This window comes from Brevibacterium sp. UCMA 11754 (genome assembly GCF_021532275.1).
GTDB lineage: Bacteria > Actinomycetota > Actinomycetes > Actinomycetales > Brevibacteriaceae > Brevibacterium.
This window is the reverse complement of sequence record NZ_JACBOT010000021.1, coordinates 55,565-77,948: the sequence shown is the minus strand read 5'-3', so window position 1 is coordinate 77,948 and position 22,384 is coordinate 55,565. Positions and strand designations below refer to the sequence as shown.

21 protein-coding genes are annotated in these 22,384 nt (G+C 63.3%); 14 read left to right on the top strand and 7 right to left on the bottom strand.

Translation table 11 applies throughout. The features are described 5' to 3' along the window. The first annotated feature begins 89 nt into the window (after window positions 1–89). Entirely contained in the window at window positions 90–1,862 is a 1,773-nt protein-coding gene (locus HX613_RS09380; RefSeq protein ID WP_235345084.1) for a flotillin family protein, read from the top strand. A gap of 261 nt (window positions 1,863–2,123) precedes the next feature. Continuing rightward, on the top strand, window positions 2,124–3,032 hold the full coding sequence (locus tag HX613_RS09375) for a cation diffusion facilitator family transporter (RefSeq protein ID WP_235345083.1): 909 nt from the start codon (window positions 2,124–2,126) through the stop codon (window positions 3,030–3,032). A 432-nt stretch (window positions 3,033–3,464) separates the two neighbouring features. Here HX613_RS09375 and menC read toward each other — a convergent pair whose 3' ends face one another. Further along, window positions 3,465–4,589, bottom strand: a complete 1,125-nt coding sequence (gene menC, locus HX613_RS09370; protein WP_235345082.1) for an o-succinylbenzoate synthase — start codon at window positions 4,587–4,589, stop codon at window positions 3,465–3,467. Window positions 4,590–4,808: 219 nt separating this feature from the next. Here menC and HX613_RS09365 point away from each other — a divergent pair, with 219 nt between their 5' ends. After that, entirely contained in the window at window positions 4,809–5,753 is a 945-nt protein-coding gene (locus tag HX613_RS09365) for an FkbM family methyltransferase (protein WP_235345081.1), read from the top strand. Between the two features lie 59 nt (window positions 5,754–5,812). On the opposite strand, the gene HX613_RS09360 is transcribed toward HX613_RS09365, so the two are convergent. Continuing rightward, window positions 5,813–7,009: a M20 family metallopeptidase gene (locus tag HX613_RS09360; RefSeq protein WP_235345080.1), complete on the bottom strand. Its 1,197-nt coding sequence runs from the start codon at window positions 7,007–7,009 to the stop codon at window positions 5,813–5,815. 136 nt (window positions 7,010–7,145) lie between these two features. Between HX613_RS09360 and HX613_RS09355 the strand changes: the two genes are divergently transcribed. Continuing rightward, entirely contained in the window at window positions 7,146–8,624 is a 1,479-nt protein-coding gene (locus HX613_RS09355; protein WP_235345079.1) for a glutamate-cysteine ligase family protein, read from the top strand. A gap of 217 nt (window positions 8,625–8,841) precedes the next feature. Here the strand turns inward: HX613_RS09355 and HX613_RS09350 are convergent, their stop codons facing one another. Beyond that, on the bottom strand, window positions 8,842–9,138 hold the full coding sequence (locus tag HX613_RS09350; RefSeq protein ID WP_235345078.1) for a cupin: 297 nt from the start codon (window positions 9,136–9,138) through the stop codon (window positions 8,842–8,844). A gap of 117 nt (window positions 9,139–9,255) precedes the next feature. Between HX613_RS09350 and HX613_RS09345 the strand changes: the two genes are divergently transcribed. From HX613_RS09345 to HX613_RS09335, 3 genes are read left to right on the top strand one after another with little or no spacing between them, the layout of a single operon-like run. Further along, window positions 9,256–9,837 (top strand): peroxidase-related enzyme, encoded by a 582-nt coding sequence (locus HX613_RS09345; protein ID WP_235345077.1) that lies wholly within the window; start codon window positions 9,256–9,258, stop codon window positions 9,835–9,837. A 9-nt stretch (window positions 9,838–9,846) separates the two neighbouring features. After that, entirely contained in the window at window positions 9,847–11,052 is a 1,206-nt protein-coding gene (locus HX613_RS09340; RefSeq protein WP_235345076.1) for a pyridoxal phosphate-dependent aminotransferase, read from the top strand. Further along, entirely contained in the window at window positions 11,049–12,026 is a 978-nt protein-coding gene (locus tag HX613_RS09335; protein WP_235345075.1) for a DMT family transporter, read from the top strand. Before HX613_RS09340 ends, HX613_RS09335 begins: the two co-directional genes overlap by 4 nt. 29 nt (window positions 12,027–12,055) lie before the next feature. Here the strand turns inward: HX613_RS09335 and HX613_RS09330 are convergent, their stop codons facing one another. Beyond that, window positions 12,056–12,415 carry an ArsR/SmtB family transcription factor gene (locus HX613_RS09330; RefSeq protein ID WP_235345074.1) on the bottom strand — a complete coding sequence of 120 codons (360 nt, stop codon included), beginning with the start codon at window positions 12,413–12,415 and terminating at the stop codon, window positions 12,056–12,058. A gap of 39 nt (window positions 12,416–12,454) precedes the next feature. Then, the gene (locus HX613_RS09325; protein ID WP_235345073.1) at window positions 12,455–13,042 is read right to left on the bottom strand and encodes a peptidoglycan-binding protein; all 588 of its coding nucleotides are present in this window, start codon (window positions 13,040–13,042) and stop codon (window positions 12,455–12,457) included. 171 nt (window positions 13,043–13,213) lie between these two features. On the opposite strand from HX613_RS09325, the gene HX613_RS09320 reads away from it, so the two are divergent. The 5 genes from HX613_RS09320 to HX613_RS09300 all read left to right on the top strand — a co-directional run bounded on the left by HX613_RS09320 (window position 13,214) and on the right by HX613_RS09300 (window position 17,642). Continuing rightward, window positions 13,214–13,441, top strand: coding sequence for a hypothetical protein (locus HX613_RS09320; protein ID WP_235345072.1), 228 nt, complete (start codon window positions 13,214–13,216; stop codon window positions 13,439–13,441). 159 nt (window positions 13,442–13,600) lie between these two features. After that, entirely contained in the window at window positions 13,601–14,293 is a 693-nt protein-coding gene (locus tag HX613_RS09315) for a HEAT repeat domain-containing protein (RefSeq protein WP_235345071.1), read from the top strand. A gap of 162 nt (window positions 14,294–14,455) precedes the next feature. Beyond that, window positions 14,456–15,511: a MerR family transcriptional regulator gene (locus HX613_RS09310; protein ID WP_235345070.1), complete on the top strand. Its 1,056-nt coding sequence runs from the start codon at window positions 14,456–14,458 to the stop codon at window positions 15,509–15,511. Window positions 15,512–15,520: 9 nt separating this feature from the next. Continuing rightward, complete coding sequence (locus HX613_RS09305) at window positions 15,521–16,990, top strand: LssY C-terminal domain-containing protein (RefSeq protein WP_235345069.1); 1,470 nt, start codon at window positions 15,521–15,523, stop codon at window positions 16,988–16,990. A gap of 130 nt (window positions 16,991–17,120) precedes the next feature. Continuing rightward, window positions 17,121–17,642, top strand: a complete 522-nt coding sequence (locus tag HX613_RS09300; RefSeq protein ID WP_235345068.1) for an SRPBCC family protein — start codon at window positions 17,121–17,123, stop codon at window positions 17,640–17,642. A 13-nt stretch (window positions 17,643–17,655) separates the two neighbouring features. On the opposite strand, the gene HX613_RS09295 is transcribed toward HX613_RS09300, so the two are convergent. After that, window positions 17,656–18,357, bottom strand: coding sequence for a MarR family winged helix-turn-helix transcriptional regulator (locus HX613_RS09295; RefSeq protein WP_235345066.1), 702 nt, complete (start codon window positions 18,355–18,357; stop codon window positions 17,656–17,658). 86 nt (window positions 18,358–18,443) lie between these two features. Between HX613_RS09295 and HX613_RS09290 the strand changes: the two genes are divergently transcribed. Beyond that, window positions 18,444–19,271, top strand: a complete 828-nt coding sequence (locus tag HX613_RS09290; RefSeq protein ID WP_235345065.1) for a hypothetical protein — start codon at window positions 18,444–18,446, stop codon at window positions 19,269–19,271. A 28-nt stretch (window positions 19,272–19,299) separates the two neighbouring features. Here HX613_RS09290 and HX613_RS09285 read toward each other — a convergent pair whose 3' ends face one another. Further along, on the bottom strand, window positions 19,300–21,231 hold the full coding sequence (locus HX613_RS09285; protein WP_235345064.1) for an acetate--CoA ligase: 1,932 nt from the start codon (window positions 21,229–21,231) through the stop codon (window positions 19,300–19,302). Between the two features lie 297 nt (window positions 21,232–21,528). Here HX613_RS09285 and HX613_RS09280 point away from each other — a divergent pair, with 297 nt between their 5' ends. Beyond that, window positions 21,529–22,383, top strand: a complete 855-nt coding sequence (locus HX613_RS09280) for a hypothetical protein (protein ID WP_235345063.1) — start codon at window positions 21,529–21,531, stop codon at window positions 22,381–22,383. The last annotated feature ends 1 nt before the right edge of the window (window position 22,384 follow it).

The window sequence follows — 22,384 nt, the reverse complement described above, 5'->3', positions numbered from 1 at the left end:
ACATGCAGATTCGCATAGGATGAACACACCGGGCGCTGTGGTCTCACTGCGCCTGGTCCCTTCCAATCCAGAATCTCGGAAAGGCTCAAGTGGATTTCATCCTGGGCGCCGTAGTCATCGGTGTCATAGTCATCATCGCCCTGATCGCGTTCTTCGTGATCATGCGCTCGATCAAGATCGCCTCCCCGTCTGAGGCCCTCATCATCACCGGCCGCAATGCCAGCAGTTCGGGTGGCACCGGTCGCATCATCATCGGTGGGCGCTCAGTCGTCTATCCGATCGTGCAGAAGGCATTCATCCTGTCGCTGTCCTCACGTCAGATCGCAGTCGCGATCGACGGGATCTCGATGAACGGCATCGCATTGCGCCTGCACGGAGTTGCGCAGGTCAAGGTGGGCGGCACCGAGGAGGACGTGCGCAAGGCAGCACAGCGCTTCCTCGATCAGCAGGATCAGATCGAGCCCTACAGCACAGAGATCCTCTCCGGTACCCTGCGCGCCGTCGTCGGTACGCTGACCGTTGAGCAGATCATTCAGGATCGCGCTTCCTTCGCTTCGCAGGTGCAGGAGGAATCCGCGCACTCGATGAACAACCAGGGTCTGGTCATCGACACCTTCCAGATCTCTGCGGTCGAGGACGAGGGCAGCTACCTGAAGGACTGGGGTCGCCCACAGGCGGCCGAGGTCGCGAAGAATGCCGCCATCGCCGAGGCGAACGCCAGTCGTGCCTCCTCGGTCGAGGAAGCGTTGCAGAACGAGTCGACCCAGAAGCAGCAGGCTCTGACAGATCAGGCCATCGCCGAACAGCAGCAGCAGCTCGCGCTGCGGCGTGCGGCGCTGAAGGAAGAAGCCGATCAGCGTCAGGCGGGTGCCGACAACGCCGGTCCGCTGGCGAATGCGGCGGAGAAGCAGAAGCTGCTCGAGCGCGACCGAATCGTCGCGAAGGAAGCCGCAGAGCTGCGTGCCGAACAGCTCGATGCCGAGGTCAGGCGTCCGGCCGATGCGGAGCGGTACCGCCAGCAGGCAGAGGCCGACGCGCGAGCCTACGACGTCGAAGCTCAGGGTCGAGCCGAGGCAGCCGCCGAGTTGCATCGTCGCTCGAAGGACGCTGAGGCCATTCGCCTCGAGGGTGAGGCTCAGGCCGATGCGATCAGGGCTCGCGGTGAGGCAGAGGCTGGGGCCCTCCAGGCTCAGGCCGAGGCCTACAAGAAGTTCAACGATGCCGCCGTCCTGTCGAAGGTCCTCGAGGTTCTGCCGACCATCGCCGGCGAGCTCGTCGCGCCCTACGCGAACATCAAGGACCTTTCGATCGTGTCCACCGATGGTGAGTCCAAGCTTGCGAACTCGGTGTCGAACAACCTCGCTCAGGTACTCGAGGTCGTGCGCGGCACCACCGGCATCGACCTCAGCGATCTGGTCAGCAAGGCCCAGAACCAGGGTGGATCGAAGTCTGCGACAGGCTGGGGCCGCGATGGCTCGACCGCGTTCGACGACGCTGGTGACTTCGCCGGGTCGGGTTCTGCAGGCGGTGGAGCCGACGACAGCGATCAGGTCGTCGAAGGTGAGATCTCCGAGGGCCACGGCGGCCATCCGGGTCGCGGGGATCGCTCAGCTCGCGGAGATCGCTCGGATCGCGGAGGTTCGAAGGCCACTGGTTTGGGTGATCCCAGCGCATGGTCGGGTGGGAACTTCGACCCGAAGGACTACCTCGACGAAAACGGTGAGCTCGACCTCACCCACATCGGCGATGACGTGAAGAAGGCCACCGGAATCGACGTGCAGTCCTATATCGCCGAGGCGCTGCGCCGACGTGACGGCCGTGACGGCGACTCGGACGGCTCAGGCGGTCCCGACAAGAAATAGTCTGTGCCCTGATCGGCACTCCCACTGCCCGGGGGTGATCTCGGGCTCAGTGCAGAATTGATGCGTGCGTGCTCGGCAGTTGCTGCCGGGCACGCACGCATTCTGCGTCTGCGTACGCGTCCGCTGCCCGGCCCGCCTCGGCGGCAATTGGAAGTTGGAGCGGGATGGGCGGCGGGCACCGGCACGCCCTGGGCTCTCGTGATGACACACACATTCATAAAGACATGCGCATATGTTAATGTGATTGTGTAGGAGGTTCCCATGGCACATGACCACTCGCACGGTTCAGGATCGCGTCGACGCTTGGCGATCGTATTCGGCATCGTCCTGGTGATCTTCGTCTTCCAGGTGATCGGCTCGATCATGACGGGCAGTCTGGCGCTGCTGATAGACACCGGACATAATTCCGTCGACCTCATCGGCATCGGGATCGCACTCTTCGCCGCCACCCTGGTCCGCAGGCCGCCGAAGGGTCAGAAGACCTGGGGGTTTCGCCGAGCCGAGGTGCTTGCTGCCGGAGCGCAGGCGACTCTGCTGCTGGGACTCGGCGTCTACAGCCTCATCGAGGGCATCCGTCGCTTCTTCGTCCCTCCGGAGGTGCCGGGCCCGGAACTGTTGTTCTTCGGTGTCGTCGGACTTCTCGGCAATATCGTGTCGATCATCATCCTCAGTTCCTCCAAAGAGCAGTCGCTCAACCTCAAGGCCGCGTTTCTCGAGGTCATCGCCGATGCGTTGGGGTCCGTCGCCGTCATCCTTGCCGCCGTCTCCATCTGGCTCTTCGACTGGACCCGCGCCGATGCCGTGGCGGCTCTGTTCATCGCCGCGCTGATCGTCCCCAGAGCCTTCTCCATCCTGAAGGAGACCGGATCGATCTTGCTTGAAGTCGCCCCCAGGGAACTCGACCTCGACAAGGTCAAGATGCACATTGAAGGAGTCGAGCACGTCCAAGAGGTCCACGACCTTCACGTGACGCGCATCGATTCGAACCTCCCTGTGCTCACCGCCCACGTGGTCCTCGCCGACGAATGCTTCTACGACGGTCATGCCCCGCGAATACTCACCGCGCTCCAGGAGTGCCTGGCTGAGCACTTCAAGGTCGCGATCGAACACTCGACGTTCCAGTTCGACAGGGCGAAGGACGCGGCCCAAGAGACGCACACCCACACCTGAGGCCGTCCCCGGGAGGAGGCTCAGCTCGTTCTGTGGCTTTGCCCGCAGGGTTCACTTCGCAGAGGGCGGAAGCGAAGTCTTCGCGTGGATGGCCTCGAGCTGATTGGAGACTCCCTGCCCCGCGATGTCAGGTGCCGAACCATGGACGGGTTGCATTGCTGCCCGGCACGGATTCGGCCATCTGCGATTACCTCGACTCCCGACTGGACGAGGGCATCATCGTCCCTGTGATGATCGGAGTCGTGGGTCTGGGACAGTAGGGGCTGGCGCACGACAGTTGGTAAGTCCTGGTCGAAAATCTCGCTCTCGTCGACCGGGAGTTACCAACCGTTTGCCTATTCGGCGATGGGCTCTTTCGGCGAAGGGCTCTTTCGGCGAAGGACGCGGCCCAGGAGACGCACACCCACACCTGAGGCCGTCAGCCGCCGCGGCTCAGCTCTGCGGCAGGATCTGCAGCGAGTCGGTGCGGAACTTCTCGAGCCTCGCGGGGTCGATCGACACGCCGAAGCCGACGCCTGTGGGCACGTCGACCTTGCCGTCGTACATGACGATCTCTTCGGTGATGTCCTCGTGGAAGAAGCGATTCGATCCGGAGATGTCTCCGGGCAAGGTGAAGCCGGGCAGTGATGCCAGTGCGGCATTGGCGGCACGGCCCAAACCGGTCTCGACCATTCCGCCGTGCCAGACTGCTACACCATGAGCGGCGCAGAGATCATGGATCTTCTTCGCTTCGATGAAGCCGCCCACCCGCCCAGGCTTGATGTTGATGACGGCTGCCGCACCCATGGAGATGGCATCGGCGGCGGCTTCAGCGGAGTCGATCGACTCGTCCAGACACATCGGGGTCTCCATCAGCTTCGCGAGCTCGCCGTGCTGGCGGATGTCGGCCTCGCCCAAGGGCTGTTCGATGAGGAGGAGGCCGTACTCGTCGAGCCTGCGCAGGTGGGAGGCATCGACGAGGGTGTAGGCGGCGTTGGCATCGACCTGGAAGCCGAAGTCATCGCCGAAGGCCTTGCGCACCGCGGCGATCGGGGCAATATCCTTACCCGGCTTGATCTTGAGTTTGATGCGGGCATATCCCCCGTCCAGATATCCGCCGATGACTCTGACCGTCTCTTCGACAGAGTCCTGGATGCCCACGGAGACTCCGGAGGGGACGGAGTCGACGACGCCGCCCAGGTAGGTCTTGAAGGACTGGTCGTTGAGCTTGAGCTGGGCCTCGATGACCGCCATCTCCAGCGCCGACTTCGCCATCGGGTGACCGATCACGTGTCGCAGATGCCAGGACACGGTCTCCGCAGTCAGATCGTCGACGTCGAAGAGGATCGGAGCCAGCCACCGCTTCGTCACATCGATGCCCGAAGCCACGTACTCAGAAGAGTAGAGCGGGGAGATCATCGCGACCGACTCACCCCAGCCCGTGATCTCACCCTTCGGGGTGTCGAAGGTGGCCTCGACGAGGTAGCAGTCCTTCTCCGTCTCCCGCATGAATGAGGTCTCGAAGGGGGTGACGAGGGGAATGGATACCTGGTGGAGAGTGATCGACTTGAGTTTCATGCGCCATGCACCTTCTTTGTGTTCGGGGCTGATGATCCTATGACCCAGCCTATAACCACTGGCAGGACCGCCTCGGCGGGCATTGGAGTATCGACAGGATTCCTTGTGGCCATCTGCGGCACGCTACACCCGTCTCACGCGCCGGTCTGCCGCTGGAGCGCGTGCGCCCGACATTGGTACTGTGAGTCAAAGATCCCGCTCAACTTAAGGGAGAGCTACGTGAACGACTACCTGCGGTCGCTCAAAGGCCGGAAGCAGAAGTGGTTCGGACTCAAACTGCCAGTCAAGGCTGCACTTGCGCAGCCGTATCTCCACCCGATGCTGAGGACGGTGGCGCCCCACATCAACGGCATCAAGGTCGGCAGGCTGCCCGCACCGATCGGACTCACCGAGGTCCGCGGTCGTGCCGGAGGCGCAGGCTTCTACCTCGTCGATCCGTTCCGCTGCGAGATCGCCAAGGAATTCTACTGGGGCAAAGGCCGCCGGACGGAGGCAGAGGACGCCTTCGCGCTCGACCTCATGGTCGAACTCTCCCGCGACGCGGACGTGTTCCTCGACATCGGCGCCTACACCGGGGTCTTCACGATGGCGGTGCTGGCCGCGAATCAGACTGCCGTTGCCCACTCGTTCGAGATCATCCCCGCCGTCGTCACCGGGTTGGAGAAGAACGTAGCGCGCAACCACCTCGGCGATCGGGTGACTGTTCATCCGACGGGCGTCGGCAAGCCCGGCACCACGATGCAGGTGCCCACTGGCGACGGGGGATCGGCATTGCCGTCGTTCTATGGGACTGGCATGGACTTCGACTCCGGTGCGCAGGTGCGCTTCACCTCGCTCGACGAGCTCCTCCCGGATCTGCCGCCCGGCCGTCCGCAGGTGACTGTGAAGATCGATGTGGAAGGTGCGGAGAACGACGTCCTCGGCAACGGTCGGGAACTGTTGGGCACACTGCAGCCGGACATCCTGTGCGAGGTCCTCGATGACCGGGCGCAGCCCGAGCAGCTGATGCGCATCCTCGACCGCTTCGACTACCATTACTACCTCGTCGGCGACGATCACCTCAGTGCTCATGACGAGATCGTTCCCGACCCGCATTTCCGCGACTGGCTCTTCAGCACGAAGAACCCGGAGGACATGCGGGTCGCGGGCTATCCGGTCAGGTGATCGACCGAATCAGCGCTGCGCGCTGAGGCTCGCTTCAGCCCTGCGGCCGAAGGCGCGTCTCAGCCCTGCAGCTGACCAGTGGATTCGGCCTGCAGCTGATCGGCGATGAGGGCCGCGAGCAGGGCTGTGCGCGGGGCGATCTCAGCGATGACCGCGTGCTCGTGCTCGGCATGCGCACCATCGCCCACGGCACCCAGGCCGTCAAGTGTCGCAATGCCGTCACCGGCGGTGAAGTTGCCGTCCGAAGCGCCGCCCACGGACACGCCCTCCGGAGCGGGCAGGCCGAGTTCAGCAGCCAGAGCAGTGGCACGATCGAAGAGTTCAGCCGACTGCTCACGTTCGAACGGCGGACGGTTGATTCCGCCGATGACCTCGATCGACGATCCTTCCAGCTGCGGGCGGGTGGCGAGTTCACGCATGGCTGCATCGACTCGATCGAGTTCGGCGGCCGTGCGTGCACGTACATCCACATCAACGCGCGCCTCGGCGGGAACCGTGTTCGAGGTGGTGCCCGCACTGATCACGGTCGGGACCACAGAGGTGCCCGCTGAAGCATCGGCAAGATCTGCGACAAGGGGCAGGTGCAGGGCCAGCGCCATGCCCGCATTGATCCCCTTCTCCGGTTCGAGCCCGGCGTGAGAGGCCTTGCCTTTGAAGACGAGGACGTAGTTGCTCGTGCCCTTGCGCTCGAGCTTGAGCGCACCGCCGGCGCTCGCCTCCATCACATACACGGCCTTCGCCTCGGCCGCCTCGGCGCGAATGAGATCGGATGAGGAGATCGACCCGATCTCCTCATCACCGGTGACCAGAATCGACAGTCCTTCAAGGGCCCCCTCGCCGAGGTGCTCGCGCAGAATCGCGCTCGCGTGGATGCTCATGATCGCCCCGGTGAGCATGTCGAAGCTGCCCGGCCCGCGCAGAGTCCCCTCGTCGGTGGAGAAGGGCTTGCGGTCCAAGGTCCCGTGCGGCCACACCGTGTCCTGATGGTTGAGAAGGACGACGCGGGCCGGGCCCGAGCCGAAGCGCAGGCGCACATGGGCGGTGTCATCGACGGTGATGACCTCGGCGGTGGCCCCGAGGCGTTCGCGCAGCAGTTCGACGAAATCCTGGGCACCCGCGGCCACGGCTGCTTTGTCGTGCGACGGCGTCTCCTTCGTGATGACGCGTCTGATGTCATCGAGGATGAGGGGGAGGCGGTCGGTGGCCTTCGATACGAGGTCAGCGGACTGGAGATCTGAGGACAGTGAGGTGGTCATGCGCCGATTCTACGATGTGGCCGGCAAGGGCGGTTGCGGCGTCCGCATGATGCGACGTGACTCAGCCTTATCCGGGCCGAGAAAAGTCGGACTTCGTACACGCGCAGACCGGGTCAGTCTGTGGTTTGCTTGACCCATGGGTGAGGCAGTCAATTCCAAGCGGTACACGCCGGAAGAACGCACGCTGTATCGGGAGAAGCTCGCGGAGAACCTCGAGCTCTTCGACACGTATCTGCGCCATGCGGAGTTCAAGTCCGCGGGCACGATTGGTCTGGAGCTCGAACTCAACCTCATCGACTCCGACAACCAGCCGAGCCTGAACAACACGAAGGTCCTCGAGCGCCTCGATGATGAGTACCAGTCGGAGATCGGCGGGTTCAACCTCGAACTCAACCACCCGGTGCTGCAAGTGGCCGGGCGTGGACTGAAGACTCTGGAAGCGGGCGTGGCGCACCGGCTGGGCAAGGCCCAGAAGGCCGCCGAGGCGGAAGGGCTGAAGGTCGCATCGATCGGGACTCTGCCGACCCTGAGCACCCAGTTCCTCACCGAAGAGACATGGATCACCGAAGAGAATCGCTACGAGGCGCTGAGCAACTCGATCGTCGATGCTCGGGGTGAGTACGTCCGCATCGAACTCGACGGCGAGGAGAAGTACAAGCACGAATTCTCCGATATCGCCCCGGAAGCATCCTGCACCTCGATGCAGCTGCACCTGCAGGTCGCACCCAACAAGTTCGCCGAGGCGTGGAACGCTTCCCAGGCGATCGCAGCAGCCCAGGTCGCGATGAGTGCGAACTCCCCACTGTTCGTCGGTCGCAAACTCTGGCACGAATCCCGGATCCCGGTGTTCACCCAGTCCATCGATACGCGCACCCCGGAACTCGTCAATCAGGGAGTTCGGCCCCGAGTCTGGTTCGGGGAGCGCTGGATCACCAGCGTCTTCGACCTCTTCGAAGAGAACGTTCGCTACTTCCCACCGCTGCTGCCCGAGATCAAGGACTTCGTCGAGTTCAGCTCGGCCGATGCTCCGAAGCTCTACGAACTCAACCTGCACAACGGCACCGTGTGGCGCTGGAACCGACCCATCTACGATTCCTCGGACTCCGGAGCCCACATCCGCGTGGAGAACCGACTGCTCCCAGCCGGCCCGACGCCCGTCGACATGGTCGCCGATGCCGCTTTCTACTACGGTCTGGCCGAATTCCTCGTCGGAGAGAACCGCCCCGTGTGGTCGCGGATGTCCTTCAGTGAGGCGGAGGAGAACTTCTTCGCCTGCGCCAAGGACGGCATCCATGCGCGCGTGACCTGGCCGAAGATCGGCCACATCGATGTCGCGGACCTCGTGCTCGATGTTCTCATTCCGCAGGCGCGCAGGGGACTGAGCCGATTGGGCATCGACAAGGACGTCATCGATGAATACATGTCGATCATCGAAGGTCGGGCCGAGAGGCGGACCAACGGTGCGACCTGGCAGCTGAAGATGCTTGACCGCTTGGCCCCGAACAGCGCGCCGGACTCACCGGAGCGCCGCGAAGGACTCAAGCAGATGATGGACGCCTACGTGGCGAACCAGGCCTCCGGCGACCCCGTCCATACCTGGGACGTGCCAGTCTGAGCGTTTGCCTGTCCGCGCATTCGTCCGACCGCGGCGATGCGGGCCCGCTGCGGCACAGGCATCAACGGCGCAGACCCGCTGCGGCGCAGACACCAACGGCGACGCGCGCATCCGACATCGCTTAGGTGGTCGAAATGGTGCGGTCGTGAGCAGCGCGATGCGTCCAAAATGACCACTTAGGGCTCAATCAGGGACGGTCGGCCTCATGAAGGGGCAGTCAGAGGCGTTCGACCTCGACGAAGACGATGTCGTCGGTCCCGTTGGGATTCGAGACCTCATGTTCGGACCCTGCGGCGCGTGTGTAGCTGACTCCTGCTTCGAGGTCGGCGACGATCGACTTTCCATCCGAGTTCCGCACGTGCATCGCATCGGTGACCATCGGAATGACGACGTACTCATACTCATGTCTGTGCATCGGGATGACTCCATCAGGCTGGATCGTCCACCTGGTCACGCGGAAGACTCCGTTGTCGAGCTGGACCTCACCTGTCGAACCGGTATTCTCATCGCTCATGATTGACACTCCTTCTGGTCGTCGCCTACTGTCTGCTCTTCACCCTAGCCTTCAGCACAACAGCATCCCAGCCCTGCGCGTGACCCGCGGCACACAGGAACTGCTTCGACGGTTAGCATGAGCAGTATGCGATACCCCTACGCTGACATCGACGATGTCGAAGACGATATCCGCGAAACCATCCTGGCCGTGTCAGAGAAATCGGGCTTCGTGCCCAACGTGTTCCTCTCCCTGGCCCGGCGGCCGGACGAGTTCCGCGCATTCTTCGCCTACTACGACGCTCTGATGGAGAAGGAGACCGGGAACCTGAGCAAAGGAGACCGGGAGATGATCGTCACGGCCACCTCGGCGGTCAACAACTGCCTCTACTGCGTCGTCGCCCACGGAGCCGTGCTGCGGATCATGGAGAAGAAGCCCCTGGTCGCAGACCAGGTGGCAGTCAACTACAGGCAGGCCGACATCACCGACCGTCAGATGGCGATGCTCGACTTCGCGATGACGGTCTGCACACAGCCCTGGGCGCTGTCCGACGCTGACTTCGCGGCCCTGGCCGAACACGGATTCGACGACGAGGACGCCTGGGACATCGGTGCCATCACCGGATTCTTCGGCCTGTCCAACCGCATGGCACACGTGGGCGGAATGATGCCCAACCCCGAGTTCTACCTCATGGGACGCGTCCCGCGCGAGAGGAAGTGACCGATGACCATGAGCACTCAGACGAGCGCACCCCGCGTCTCTGACCGGGCCGGACTCGTCCAGCCCTTCGCCGCCATGAATATCGTGGCCAAGGTCCAGGAGATGTCGCGCCAGGGCCAAGACACCATCGCCATGTGCCTGGGCGAACCGACCCAGGGTGCACCGGGGCCGGTGCGCAGGAGAGCCGCCGAGGTGGTCACCGACGGCACGAACCTCGGCTACTCCCCGATCTTCGGCATCCCTGAACTGCGCACGGCCATCGCTGGGCACTACCGCGACTGGTACGGCGTTGAGGTGCCCACGGAACGCATCGCCATCACCACGGGTTCCTCCGGTGCTTTCCAAACGGCCTTCCTGACCTGCTTCGACGCAGGTGACCGCGTCGCACTCGCTCGCCCGGGCTACGGCGCATACAAGAACATCCTCGCCGCATTGAACTGCGAGATCGTCGAACTCGACTGCGGTGGAGACCATGGCTTCCAACCGACCGTCGAACTCCTCGAGCAGGCACATGCGATGGCACCACTCAGGGGACTCATGCTCGCCTCGCCGGCGAATCCGACGGGGACGATGATCTCAGGCGAGCACCTCGGCGAACTCATCTCCTGGTGCGCCGAACACGGTGTGCAGGTGATCTCCGACGAGATCTATCACGGCATCAGCTACATCGGCACGCGTGGTGAGACCGCGTTGGCCCATGATGACAATGCCATCGTCATCTCTTCGTTCTCGAAGTACTGGGCGATGACCGGGTGGCGACTCGGCTGGGCGATCCTGCCCGAAGAGCTCACTCACGCTGCGCAGAACGTGACCGGAAATCTGTCGCTGTGTGCCCCGGTTCCCGCCCAGTATGCGGCCGTGGCGGCCTTCACGGAAGAGTCCTATGCCGAATGCGAGGCGGCGGTCGAATCCTTCGCCCGTGCTCGCAAGCACGTTCTCGACGCCACTGCTGACCTGGGGTTCTCCGATATGGCCCCGCCCGATGGGGCGTTCTACATGTATGCCCGCATCGACGAGATCCTGCAGAGGTCGAGTGACGACATCGTGACTGCGACCGATTGGTGTCAGGCGCTTCTCGACGCTACCGGAGTCGCCTTGGCTCCGGGTGATGACTTCGACTCCCTCAACGGGTCGCGCTCGGTTCGGCTGTCGCTGGCTGTCGGTGCGGACAAGACCGCCGAGGCGCTCGACCGGATCCTCGACTTCATGAGATGACTCCGAACTCGGCCGCGGCCCATGGCGAGGAGCCGCCCGTACAGCCGCCTGCGTCCTCGGGATCACCAGCCGCCTCAGAACCGTCGCCCTCAGGGCCGCCGACACTGGGCATCATCGTGTCTGCACTGCTCCTGGGCTCGGCCGGTCTGTTCGTCATCCTTGCCGAGGCGAGTGCCCCGACCGCGGCATTTCTGCGCTGCTGGATCGCTGTCATCGTCTTGGCACCCTTGGTGATCCTCGAGCTCCGACGCCATGGGCTCTTGCCGTCCAGGGCACTCATCGTCGCAGGCGTCTCGGGTGCGGCACTGGGCATCGACTACGTGCTGTGGGCCCAGAGCGTCCTCGATGCTGGAGTCGGCGTCTCCACTGTCCTCATCAGCGTCCAGGTCATCGTCTTCCCGGCACTGGTATGGGTCTTCGGAGGAACGCGGCCAGGGTGGCTGTTCATCATGTGCATTCCCATCATGATCATCGGCATGCTGCTGACCGGAGGCGTCTTCGGCGCCGATGAGGGAGCGGCGAACCCGGAGCGCGGTGCGATCTTCGGAGTGCTCTCCGGAATTCTCTACGGCGTCTACATCTTCGGCATCCACCACAGTCGGAAGGCGGCACCGACCTTCTTGGTCGCCCCCGTTGCGGTGGGCACCATTGCTGCGGGAGTGATGACGGCGATCGCCGGTGTCGCACTCGGCGGGCTCGACTTCGACCTGGGCTGGGACGGGTGGGCGTGGATGGTGGCGCTGGCCGTCTTCGGCCAGGCTCTGTCATGGGTGCTGCTGAGCATCTCGAGCCCGCTGGTGTCGGTGTCGCGGACCGCCGCTCTCATGTTGCTCCAACCGCTGTCGGCGGTGGTCCTGGGCTCGGTCATCGCCGGAGAACGGCTGCAGCCGGCACAGTGGATCGGTGCGGTGCTGGTCGTTGTGATCGTCTGGGTAGTCGGTGGTGGCATGGAGGCGCTGCGCAGACGACGATGATGCCGGGCGAGGCCCGACGACTGATGCGTTCAGTGCTCGTGACCTTCGACGGTGTGGGCCAGCGCGTCGAGGATGATATGAGCGACGTGGTCGTCCTTGAGCGAGTAGTAGGCTTCGCGGCCGATTCGGTTGACTCCCACGAGGTGGAGGCCGCGCAGGAACTTCAGGTGCTGGGAGACCAGCGGCTGCGAAAGCTCGGTGGACTCAACGATGCGCGTCACTGTCGCCTCACCGTGGGCGAGAACCAACAACATCTTCAGCCTCGACGGTGTGGCCAGTGCCTTGAATAGGTCGGCGGTCTCTGAGATGGCTTCCAGATTGCCCTCGGGGTTGCGCAGGAGCTGCTTGACTGCGGCATTGACCGGGGTGGAATCTGAAGTGGAGGCCATGGATAGAGATTACCGGAAATTCTGCGGCGAACTCACCGTTCAGCTCAGCGCATCGACGTCGTCCTGACTGCCGATGAGGTCGTCGGCCAGAGACTCCCACTGCTCATAGGCGTCAGGCAAAGCGGACCGTTGGACGGCCTGTGCCGCCTCGGTGGGGGGCATCGTGTGCCAATCTTCGATCTGCACGAGCCCCGGGTTTTCGATGTCCGGGTTGATTCCGTAGAAGGACTTCGTGGCAAAGATGGGGTCGTTGAGGCGCTCCGGTTCACCCCAACCCTGCGAAGGGCGCTGCTGGAACAGACCGATCGAGTCGCGGTCACCCGAGTCGAGGTTCCGCAGCGAGGATTCCTGGAGCGCGGTCATGAGAGCGATTCTGATTGCACGATCATCGAAGTCGCCGCCGCGGCCGATGCCGATGATCAGTCGGGCATTGTCGATCTGTTGTTCGGTCAGTTGATTCACTGAAGCCATCTGCATCTGCCTGATCTTAGTCGAGCCGAAAGAGACAGGTGAGTTGATGATGACGACGGCGGCAAGGACCAAGGCCGCCACCGCTGCCCCGAAACCGATCAGGGCACCACGAAGCACGGACCGAGAGCCCTTGCGGTGTCGAGTCGTTCCAGCCATGAATATAACGATAATGCAACAAACTGAGGGATGCATGTATCCACGCCGTTCCTTTTGTCACAGAAAGGTCACGCAAGAGAATTTTTTGTGCGTCGGCGGCGATGCTTCATGTTCCAACTCTGCGACATTTCCTATGGACGAACCGACCAGCGTGTTGTCTAAGATCGGATCATGATCTTCGTGAGACGACGCAACCCAAGATCTCGACTCTTCGGTTGCCTGGTGGGTGTGATCGCGGTAGTCATCATGGTGGTCGTTGTCATCGCAGTCGTCGCCGCAGTGGTCCTTGTAGGCGCCGGCACCGACAGGTCGGGCGAAAATTCAGACGCGGGCTCGGGCGGGGGCGGCGCACCGAGCAGTGCCCCGGCATCCCGCGGGCACTGGTCCAACGGCGAGTGAGCAGCTGCGCGGCCGGGTTGCTTCAGCTCGCAGTCCTGCTGTCCTGCTGCCGTCGACTGATCGCCGGGGCAGTTCTCGAGATGTTGGTCTTTCATTTCGCCATGACCTTGACCTTGACACTGTGTCAGGGACTTCACTGGTTTCAAGGAGGTGGGACCAATGACCAATCCACACAGCACCACGCAGACCGATGAGGGCCAGGAGCCCGTCATCGCAGCCTTGGCGTCGTCGAACCCGCAGCAGCGACTGCAGGCGGCGCTGTCCGTCGGAACCACTGCCGAGGACCGTCACCTCGGCGTTCTCATTCAGCGGTGCAGAATCGAACCGGACTTCTTTGTCCGTGACATGCTCACCTGGGCAATCACTCGGATGCCCGCCGAGGCGACTGTGCCGCTGCTCATCGCCGAGCTGAGCTCCGATGTGCCGCAGGCCCAGGGTCAGGCACTGCACACATTGTCGAAGATCGGTGATCCCCGCGGCTGGGAGGCCATGGACCCGGGAACTATCGGAGACAGTCTGATCGCTCATGCCGACACCGAGGTGGCCCGCAGTGCATGGAGGGCTGCAGCGACACTTGTCCCCGGTGATGATCGAGAGCGGTTGGCATTGTCCCTGGTCACACAGCTTGGGAGGGGTGACATTGAGACGCAGAAGAGTCTCAGCCGAGCCATTGTCTCTCTGGGTGCGGATCTCGTGTCAGTGCTCGATGGAAGACTGCAGGCAGAGGAAGAAACAGTGCGGACACACGCCATGGCGACTCGGGACATGTTCACCGACCCGGACGCCGGCTTCGCTCACGCCTTGGGTGAAGCCAAGCGCGTGGTCGCACTGGGGTCCGAGGCGTCAGCATAGGTCGATTTTGGGAAGGGTCGACCGAGGCGGCACTGCCGGGCGGGGCAAGCTTGCGCAGTGCTGCGTGCGACACCTCGGGCTCCTTTCTCATGAACTGGATGCGCTGATGGCGCATCCGCGGCAGCGTGACCTGTCTATAGTGGAGGCGGGAGAGGGGTGCTGATGCTGATCGGCGAGGTGGCCAAACGGTCAGGCGTGAGCGCCCGCATGCTGCGGCACTATGAATCCTTGGGGCTCATCGATCCCAGTGGGCGCACCTCGAGCGGGTACCGGGAGTATTCCGCAGCCGATATCGGACGCATCTTCCACATCGAAGGGCTGCGCAAGCTCGGAATGTCGTTGGCAGAGATCGGGACTCTCCTCGATGATCCTGCATTCGATCCGAGTCGTCTGATTCGCGAGCTGGTCGAGACATCGAGGCGACGCATCGCAGCCGAACAGGAGCTGCTCTCCCATCTCGAGCGCATCGACCGTCTCCACCATGCCGATGGGGAGGCACTGCTGCTGACCATCGATCTCCTGCGCTCCCTGGAATCCGGCGACGTCATCCAGCGGCATAAGGCGGCACTGGGAAGCGGCGTCGACGGAACTGTGCCCGTGGAGTCCCTGTCGGCAGCCGTTCTCAACGAACCAGTGCTCAACGCTGCCGGGGCCATGCGCTGGGCCCTGGCCCAGTCGGGGCCCGAAGCGGTCCGCTATCTGGCGAAGGGAATGGACGACCTCTCCGTCGACGTCCGTCGCAACGCGCTTCAGGCGCTCGACGAGATTCGTCGCAATACAGCGAAGGACGAGCTCGGGCCCGTCGCTGAGGCGACCATCACCGAGGCACTGCACTCCGGCCTCGGCGACACTGACTTTCAAGTGCGCAGCGGCGCCGCACTCATTCTGGGGCAGATGGGGGATCTCGCTGCAGTCGCGGATCTGCTCGAAATCGCGATGGAGGGCCCCAAAGACATCGAGGCCGCCGAGGCACTCGCCGCCTTCGTCAACGACGCCCCGGAAGAAGGGGAGCGTGCTGAGGTCGCGACGCGGATCATGTCGGATCTGCGTCGGCATGCCCGGTCGCCAGAGGCGACTATGCGATTCCGGGTGCTGCAGGTCCTCATCGAGATTCCAGGTGCCGAGGTCGATGATTTCATTGCCGAACTCAGCACCGACGAAAATCTTGAGGTTGCGGCGACGGCGACTGCGACCCTGAATCGCCGCCGCGATCATTAGACTTGTCCCATGACCTCCGGAACAACGACGCCCGAACCTGGGCCCGACCGCTCGGATGCCTCTTTGCAGCGACGACAGAGGCAGCCGTTCGCATTCCGGCGCCACCGTTTCACCGTCACCGGGGTTCTCGATTACCTCTTCTTCCTCTTCGGGGGTGCTTCGTCAACGTGGTTGGCGATGCTGATCCTGCTCGAGGGGTTCTCGCTCGGGTGGTGGCAGGTGCTGACCCTCCTCGTGTTCTGGGGAGTGGTCTCGTACCTGGCGCTTCCACGGCTGCATCGCATCCTCTCTCAGATCTACGTCCCGAACTATTTCATCGGTCGGGCTCGGACCTCGGACGGACTGCTCGGTGACCCGGTCAACCTCGCATGGCGCGGTGATGAAACGCAGATCCATCACGCGATGAAGGCTGCGGGCTGGATTCTTGCCGATGGCATCACCCCAGCTTCAACCTGGGAGATCATCAGGTCCACTCTGACGCGGCGAAGCTATCCCAAGGCGCCGGTGTCGCCCCTGCTGCTGTTCGGCAGGCGCCAGGACTTCGCCTATCAGCAGGAGGTCGACGGCGACCCCGGCCAGCGCCACCATGTGCGGTTCTGGAAGTGCCCCGCCGGCTGGATGCTGCCCGGTGGGCATCAGGCGGACTGGTTGGCGGCGGGCACCTATGACAAGAGCGTCGGGATCTCTCTGTTCACACTGCAGTTCACCCACAAGATCGAAGAGAACACCGATGTTGAACGTGACTACATCGTAGACACGGTGGCTTCGGCCGATGAGGCGATCGTCGTCCAGCATATTCAGGACTTCTCGACTGGTTATCACTCACGCAACGGCGGTGGGGACGCGATCATCACGGACGGGGATCTCCCGATCATCGAAGTCACCGAGGTGGCCGCCGACGAAACAGATACTCCTGACCGACTCGAACTCGCCCTCGATGCGACTCAGATCTATTCCGACGCTCGGTCGGTCAGAGAAGTGACGAAGACACTGTGGCACAAGCGGCCGCTGCAGACGGTCGTCGGTGCCGCCCTCGTCCTGGTCCTGCTCATCTTTCAGGCGTGGGATGTGCTGGGCACAGTGCTCGACTGGGATGGACTGCGCACCGAGGTCGTTGACTACAGCGAGGACATCGAAACTCTCGCCGATGAAACCGCAACACAGATCGTGGCAGGAGTTCTCATCGGACTCAGCCTCCTCATCGGCTGCCTGCAGGTGATCGCGAGCATCTCCGTTTTCCGCGGCAGCAATCGGGCTCGACTGTGGATCCTGACTCTTTCCACGGTGTCCGTGATCGTGTCGATGACGAACTACTTCACGGGAGACCGCGACCTCGCGACCAACATGTACGCGCTGACGACGATCGCCATGCAGGTCGCAGTGCTGCTGTCGCTGTCCAGCGATTCCTCGCGGCTCTTCACTCGTTTCAGCACCGCGGAGCTGCGCGCCGAACGTCAGGAACAGGCACTCGAGGACTGAGTGCCAGGTCCGGGTCCACCGGCACAGAAATACCTGGACGGAGCAAAAAGCTGTGTATCCTGACGGCGACTGCATGACGGCGGGGCGAACCTGCCGTCGGAACCGGACACCAGCGAAGAGGCGGAACCCCATGACCGAACCGACATCCAACTCAGCTGCTCCCACTGAGTCAGTTGCCGCCATCGACGCGAAGATCTTCGACACGATCGACCCAGCGCTCAAGGTGGTCAGTGCGGAAATCGAGATCGCAGCACCCGCCTCGGAGGTCTTCAAGCTCATCGCGGACCCTGTCCGCCAGCCCGAATGGGACGGCAACGACAATCTGGGCACGGCCGCCCAGGGGCAGCGGCCGACCAGCGCCGGCGGATCCTTCATCACTACTTTGACCAAAGGCGTGGATCGAGAGAACCATATCGTCGCCTTCGAGGAGGGCAGGCTCATCGCCTGGAAGCCCTCCGAAGTCGGTGGTGAACCGTTCGGCCAGAAGTGGACGTGGGAGATCGAAGCGACGGGAGAACGCTCAAGCCTGGTTCGCCAAACCTATGACTGGACCGAATTGAGAGACCCTCAGCGACTGCCGCGTGCGCAGTCGACGACGTCCGAGAATCTCTTGGCGTCGCTTGAGAGGCTCAAGGCTCTCGCCGAAAGCTGAAGCGAAAAGCTCCTCACCGAGGCCAGGCATCTGCCAAGCGTGAGAGCAGCTGAGCCAGGAGCGCACGCTCCTCATCGGTGAACCCGTCAAGGGCCAGGTCGACACTCTCACGTTGGGCTCCCCGGAACCTGTTCGAGATCACTCGACCCTTCTCCGTCAGCGCAATGAGAGTGCGACGGGCATCATCGGGATCGGCTTCACGTTGGAGCAGCCCCAGTTCGACGCCCTGTGACACGAGGCGGGAGGCGCGAGGCTGGTCGACGCCGATGGACTCGCCGATCGCACTGACGCCAAGTGATCGGCCGGCCTGAGCAAGGGCGATAAGCAGTCGCAGCTGCGCTCGCCCGCCGAAGTGGGCGCCGAATCTCCCTTTCCAGTCGTGTTCGTCCTCGTGCCGACCGTGTTCACTGCCGTGGCGACGCCCGTCCCTGCGTGCGTCCTCTTCGTGTCGATCGGGTGGGCCCTGTGGGGGGCGCTCATCCCCGCTGCTTTGGGGATGGCGGCCGCGACCGAACGGGAAGTCGCCCCGTCCGGGACCGCCGAACCCGGGATGGCCACCGAAGCCAGCCGCACCGCCTGGTGGTCCGAATCCGCGCGAGCCGCCGCCGGGGCCGCGCCTCCACTGCAAGCGCGTCAGCGCCTCGGCGATCCTCTGACTGGCATTGTCCGCGCCCTGATCGCCGTCTCCTTGATCGCTGTCTCCCTGATTGCTCATACTCCGATTTTACATGTTGATTGACATGCACCCTAAATGCATGTCAAGCTACATGTACATGTCAGATGACAAGCAAAGGAGACGACATGAACTCGCACAACAACAGCGAACAGAACACCAACGCCAACAGCGGCCAAGAAGGTCGCGACGACCGTGCAGACGATCGAAGTGAGATTCCCAGCGAGGAGAGCATGAATATGAACGATGGAAACGAATTCGACGAGGCAGGCCCTGCCGAGGGTGGCCATTCCGAAATGCGTGACGAGACCCCGGAGTTGACGGACCTTCTCAGGCAGGCGAGCCGCCTGCTGCGCCGAAAGGTCTTTGCTGCGGCTGCGGCGGGGGAGTTCGGAAGCCGCGGTCAGACGACCTGTGAACAGGTCGATGCCGTGGTCGACGAAGCGCTGTCGGATGAGGAGCTCGAATCTCTGACAGAGAATCTCGGCAAAATCGTTGACGCGCTCGGCGGGCATGCAGGGGGCGCGGGTGAGGAATGGAATGATCGCGGAGAATTCGCCCGCCGGCGCGGCTTCGGACCCGAGTTCGGACCCGAGTTCGGACCCAGGTTCGGACCCAGGTTCGGACCTAAGTTCGGACACGGATTCGGACACGGATTCGGTCCTCGCCGCGACCGGGGCCAGCGTCGTGAGTGGGCCTCGCGTGGTGGCTGGGACTCACCCGAGGAATGGGGCGAAGACAGTGCAGACGAAGGCCGCTTCGTCCACCACCGCGGTCACGAAGAGTGTGGACCAGGCACACACGGCACCGACCACCGTGGGCATGACCACAGAGGTCATAACCACCGTGGACATGACCACCGTGCTGGCAGCCGACGCCGAGGCATGGGCAGGATGGTCGGGGCTGCCTTCGACCACGGATTCGCAGCAGGCTACAAGCGCGGTGCCCGGTCCTGAACGCTCAAGGACGCAGAGCAGTCGGTGCTCAGCCGCGCTGGAGCACTGACTCCAATGCCTCGAGCACTGCAGGGTCCTCAATCGTCGAGGGCACGGCCGGGGAGTCGACTCCGTCGGCGATCTCGCGCATCGTCTTGCGCAGGATCTTCCCCGACCGAGTCTTCGGCAGGGCAGAGACGATATCCACCTGTCTGAAGGCAGCGACGGGGCCAATCTCCTTGCGCACCAGCGCCACGAGTTCGGCGATGACCGCATCCGGATCGGTCGCCTCGGCGGAATCACCGAGAACGACCAGTGCGCGCGGATTCTGTCCCTTCGTGTCATCGTGAACGCCGATCACGGCGGTCTCCGTGACCGCAGGATGGGAGGCGATGACGGCCTCGATCATGCCCGTGGACAGGCGGTGGCCGGCGACGTTGATGACATCGTCGGTGCGGCCCATGACGAAGACGTATCCGTCTTCGTCGATGTACCCCGAGTCGCCGGTGAGGTAGTAGCCGTCGAACGCGGACAGATACGAGGAAACGAATCTGGAGTCATCGCCCCAGACAGTGGCCATCGTTCCCGGTGGCAGGGGCAGCTTCATGACGATGAGGCCCTCCTCGCCGGCCGGCATCGGCTTACCGGTTGGATCGAGGACTTCGACCTGGAAGCCCGGCACCGGCTTCGTCGGAGACCCGGCTTTGAGGGGGAACTGAGTAAGTCCGAGCGGATTGGCCGCGATCGGCCAGCCGGTCTCCGTCTGCCACCAGTTGTCGACGACGGGAATGTCCCGACCGGTCGCCTCGGCGAGGATCTTCGTCGTCCACTCATAGGTGTCCGGGTCGAGGCGTTCACCGGCGAGGAATGAGGCCCGCAGGCTGGAGAGGTCGTACTTCTTGATGAGCTCGCCGTTCGGATCTTCCTTGCGGACCACGCGCATGGCCGTCGGCGCCGTGAAGTGAACGTTGACCCCGTGGTCTTCGATGATGCGGAAGAAGGTGCCCGCGTCGGGAGTGCCGATCGGTTTGCCCTCGAACAGGACCGAAGTGACTCCGGCCAGCAGTGGCGCGTAGACGATATAGGTGTGGCCGACGACCCAGCCGACGTCGGATGCGGTGAACATCGTGTCGCCGGGATTGAGTCCGAAGACATTGGGCATCGAGAACGCAGATGCCACCGCGTAGCCTCCGGAATCACGCACGATGCCCTTCGGTTTGCCCGTCGTGCCGGAGGTGTAGAGGACGTAGAGTTCATCGGTGGCCTTGACGGTGACCGGATCAATGCCCTCGGGGGTGTTCGCGAGCAGTTCGGCGTAGTCGAGATCGTTCTCGCCCATATCGCAGCGGTGCTCGTGGCGTTGGACGATGACGGTGAACTCAGGTTTGTTCTCTGCGATGTCGATCGCCTCGTCAACCATGGGCTTGTACTCGAGGATGCGGCTCTTCTCGACCCCGCATGAGGTGGAGATGACGGCCTTCGGAGAGGTGTCGTCGATGCGAACAGCCAGCTCGTTGGGGGCGAATCCGCCGAAGACCACCGAGTGGATCGCTCCGATGCGGGCACAGGCGAGCATGGCGACAGCGGCCTCGGGGACCATCGGCATGTAGATGATGACCCGATCGCCCTTGACCACGCCCTTGTCGGACAGCGCCCTGGCGAAACGGGAGACCTCGCCGAGGAGTTCTGAGTACGTGATCGTGCGAATCGTGTCGGTGACAGGCGAGTCATAGATGATGGCCGCCTGATCTCCGCGTCCGGCCGCCACATGGCGGTCGACGGCGTTGAAGCACACATTGAGCTCGCCGTCGGGGAACCAGCGGTAGATGGGGGCGTTCGCGTTGTCGACGGCGTGAGTCGGTTCGGTGACCCAGTCGATGTGTCTCTTAGCCTGGTCGAGCCAGAATTCTTCAGGATCGGCATCGATGCGTGCGATGACATCGTCGTAGCTGGGGGATTGGTCCTGTGCGATCGTGTTCATGGTTCCATTGTGACCCATGGCACAGATCCGCACAGGGGTGGGGCGGGTCGATTTGGTGGTCCCCGATGGTTGCGCGCGAGTCGTTGAAGGGCTATGACGACAGCGTTTCCTGGCTGTGAGAGCGCCTCCCGAGCTTCGTCCGGAATCGGCGCGGCCACAGCCGCAGCGCTCGCGCAGGACGGCTGGCAGGTCATCGTCGCTGCTCGCCGCTCAGAATTCGTGCGAACTCGCACTCATCACGATAGGTATTGTGCCGACATCACCTGATTGCGTTCGCAGACAAGGCACAATGGGAACATGAGATATCTTGTTGCTCTGATCATCGGCATCGGCGCTCTTTTCGGCATCAACGCCTTCGCCGGCCTCTTCTCGATGCCGCGTCCGTGGGGTTCGCTGCTGATGGGCGCCACCGTCGGAATCACGATGGTCGTCGTTCTCCTGATCTGGGAGCTCGTCAAGCCCAGCAATAAAGGTGGCGCTCCGGCGAAGCCGGCGATGAGTGAGGAGGAGCGTGCGAAGGCACGCGCTGAACGTCGCTCCCAATTGGCCGCCGAGGCGGGTGTGAGTCTCGATGACACCGAAGCCGGCAACACCGAGGCGGGGGACACCGAAGCTGGCGACACCGAAGACGGCGACACCGAAGACGGCAACACCGTCGCGCCGCCGGAGACAGAAGACAAGGACACCGGGACGAAGGGTGACTTCAAGGCCGCCGAGTCGAACGAGTCGAAGACTGAAGGTCACACCGCTGTGCCAGCTGCGCAGCCAGCCGATGACACTCCTGTGGCATCGGCCCCTCCGATGCGCTCGGCGGGCGAGGACGACACGGCACCGGAGGCCGATGAGTCCTCGATCGAGGCAGAGCCGGAGGACGGCGACGATTCGCGGGACCAGCAGAAGGCGAGTGACGTCGCACAGGATGAGCCTGGGACTCCTGACGAGCCCAAGACTGTGGACGAGCCGGAGACCCTGGCCCCCGACGAGTACGACGAAGGGGCCACAGGTTCATCCCTGGAGAGCCCTCCGACCGGAGAGCCGGGAATCTCCGTCGATGCTCTGGAAGACGCAGAGTCGGCAGACACCGATGGTGCCTCGGATGATGATCCCTTCGGCGACGAACCCGCGTCCGAAGAACCCGACTCGAAGCGCTGAG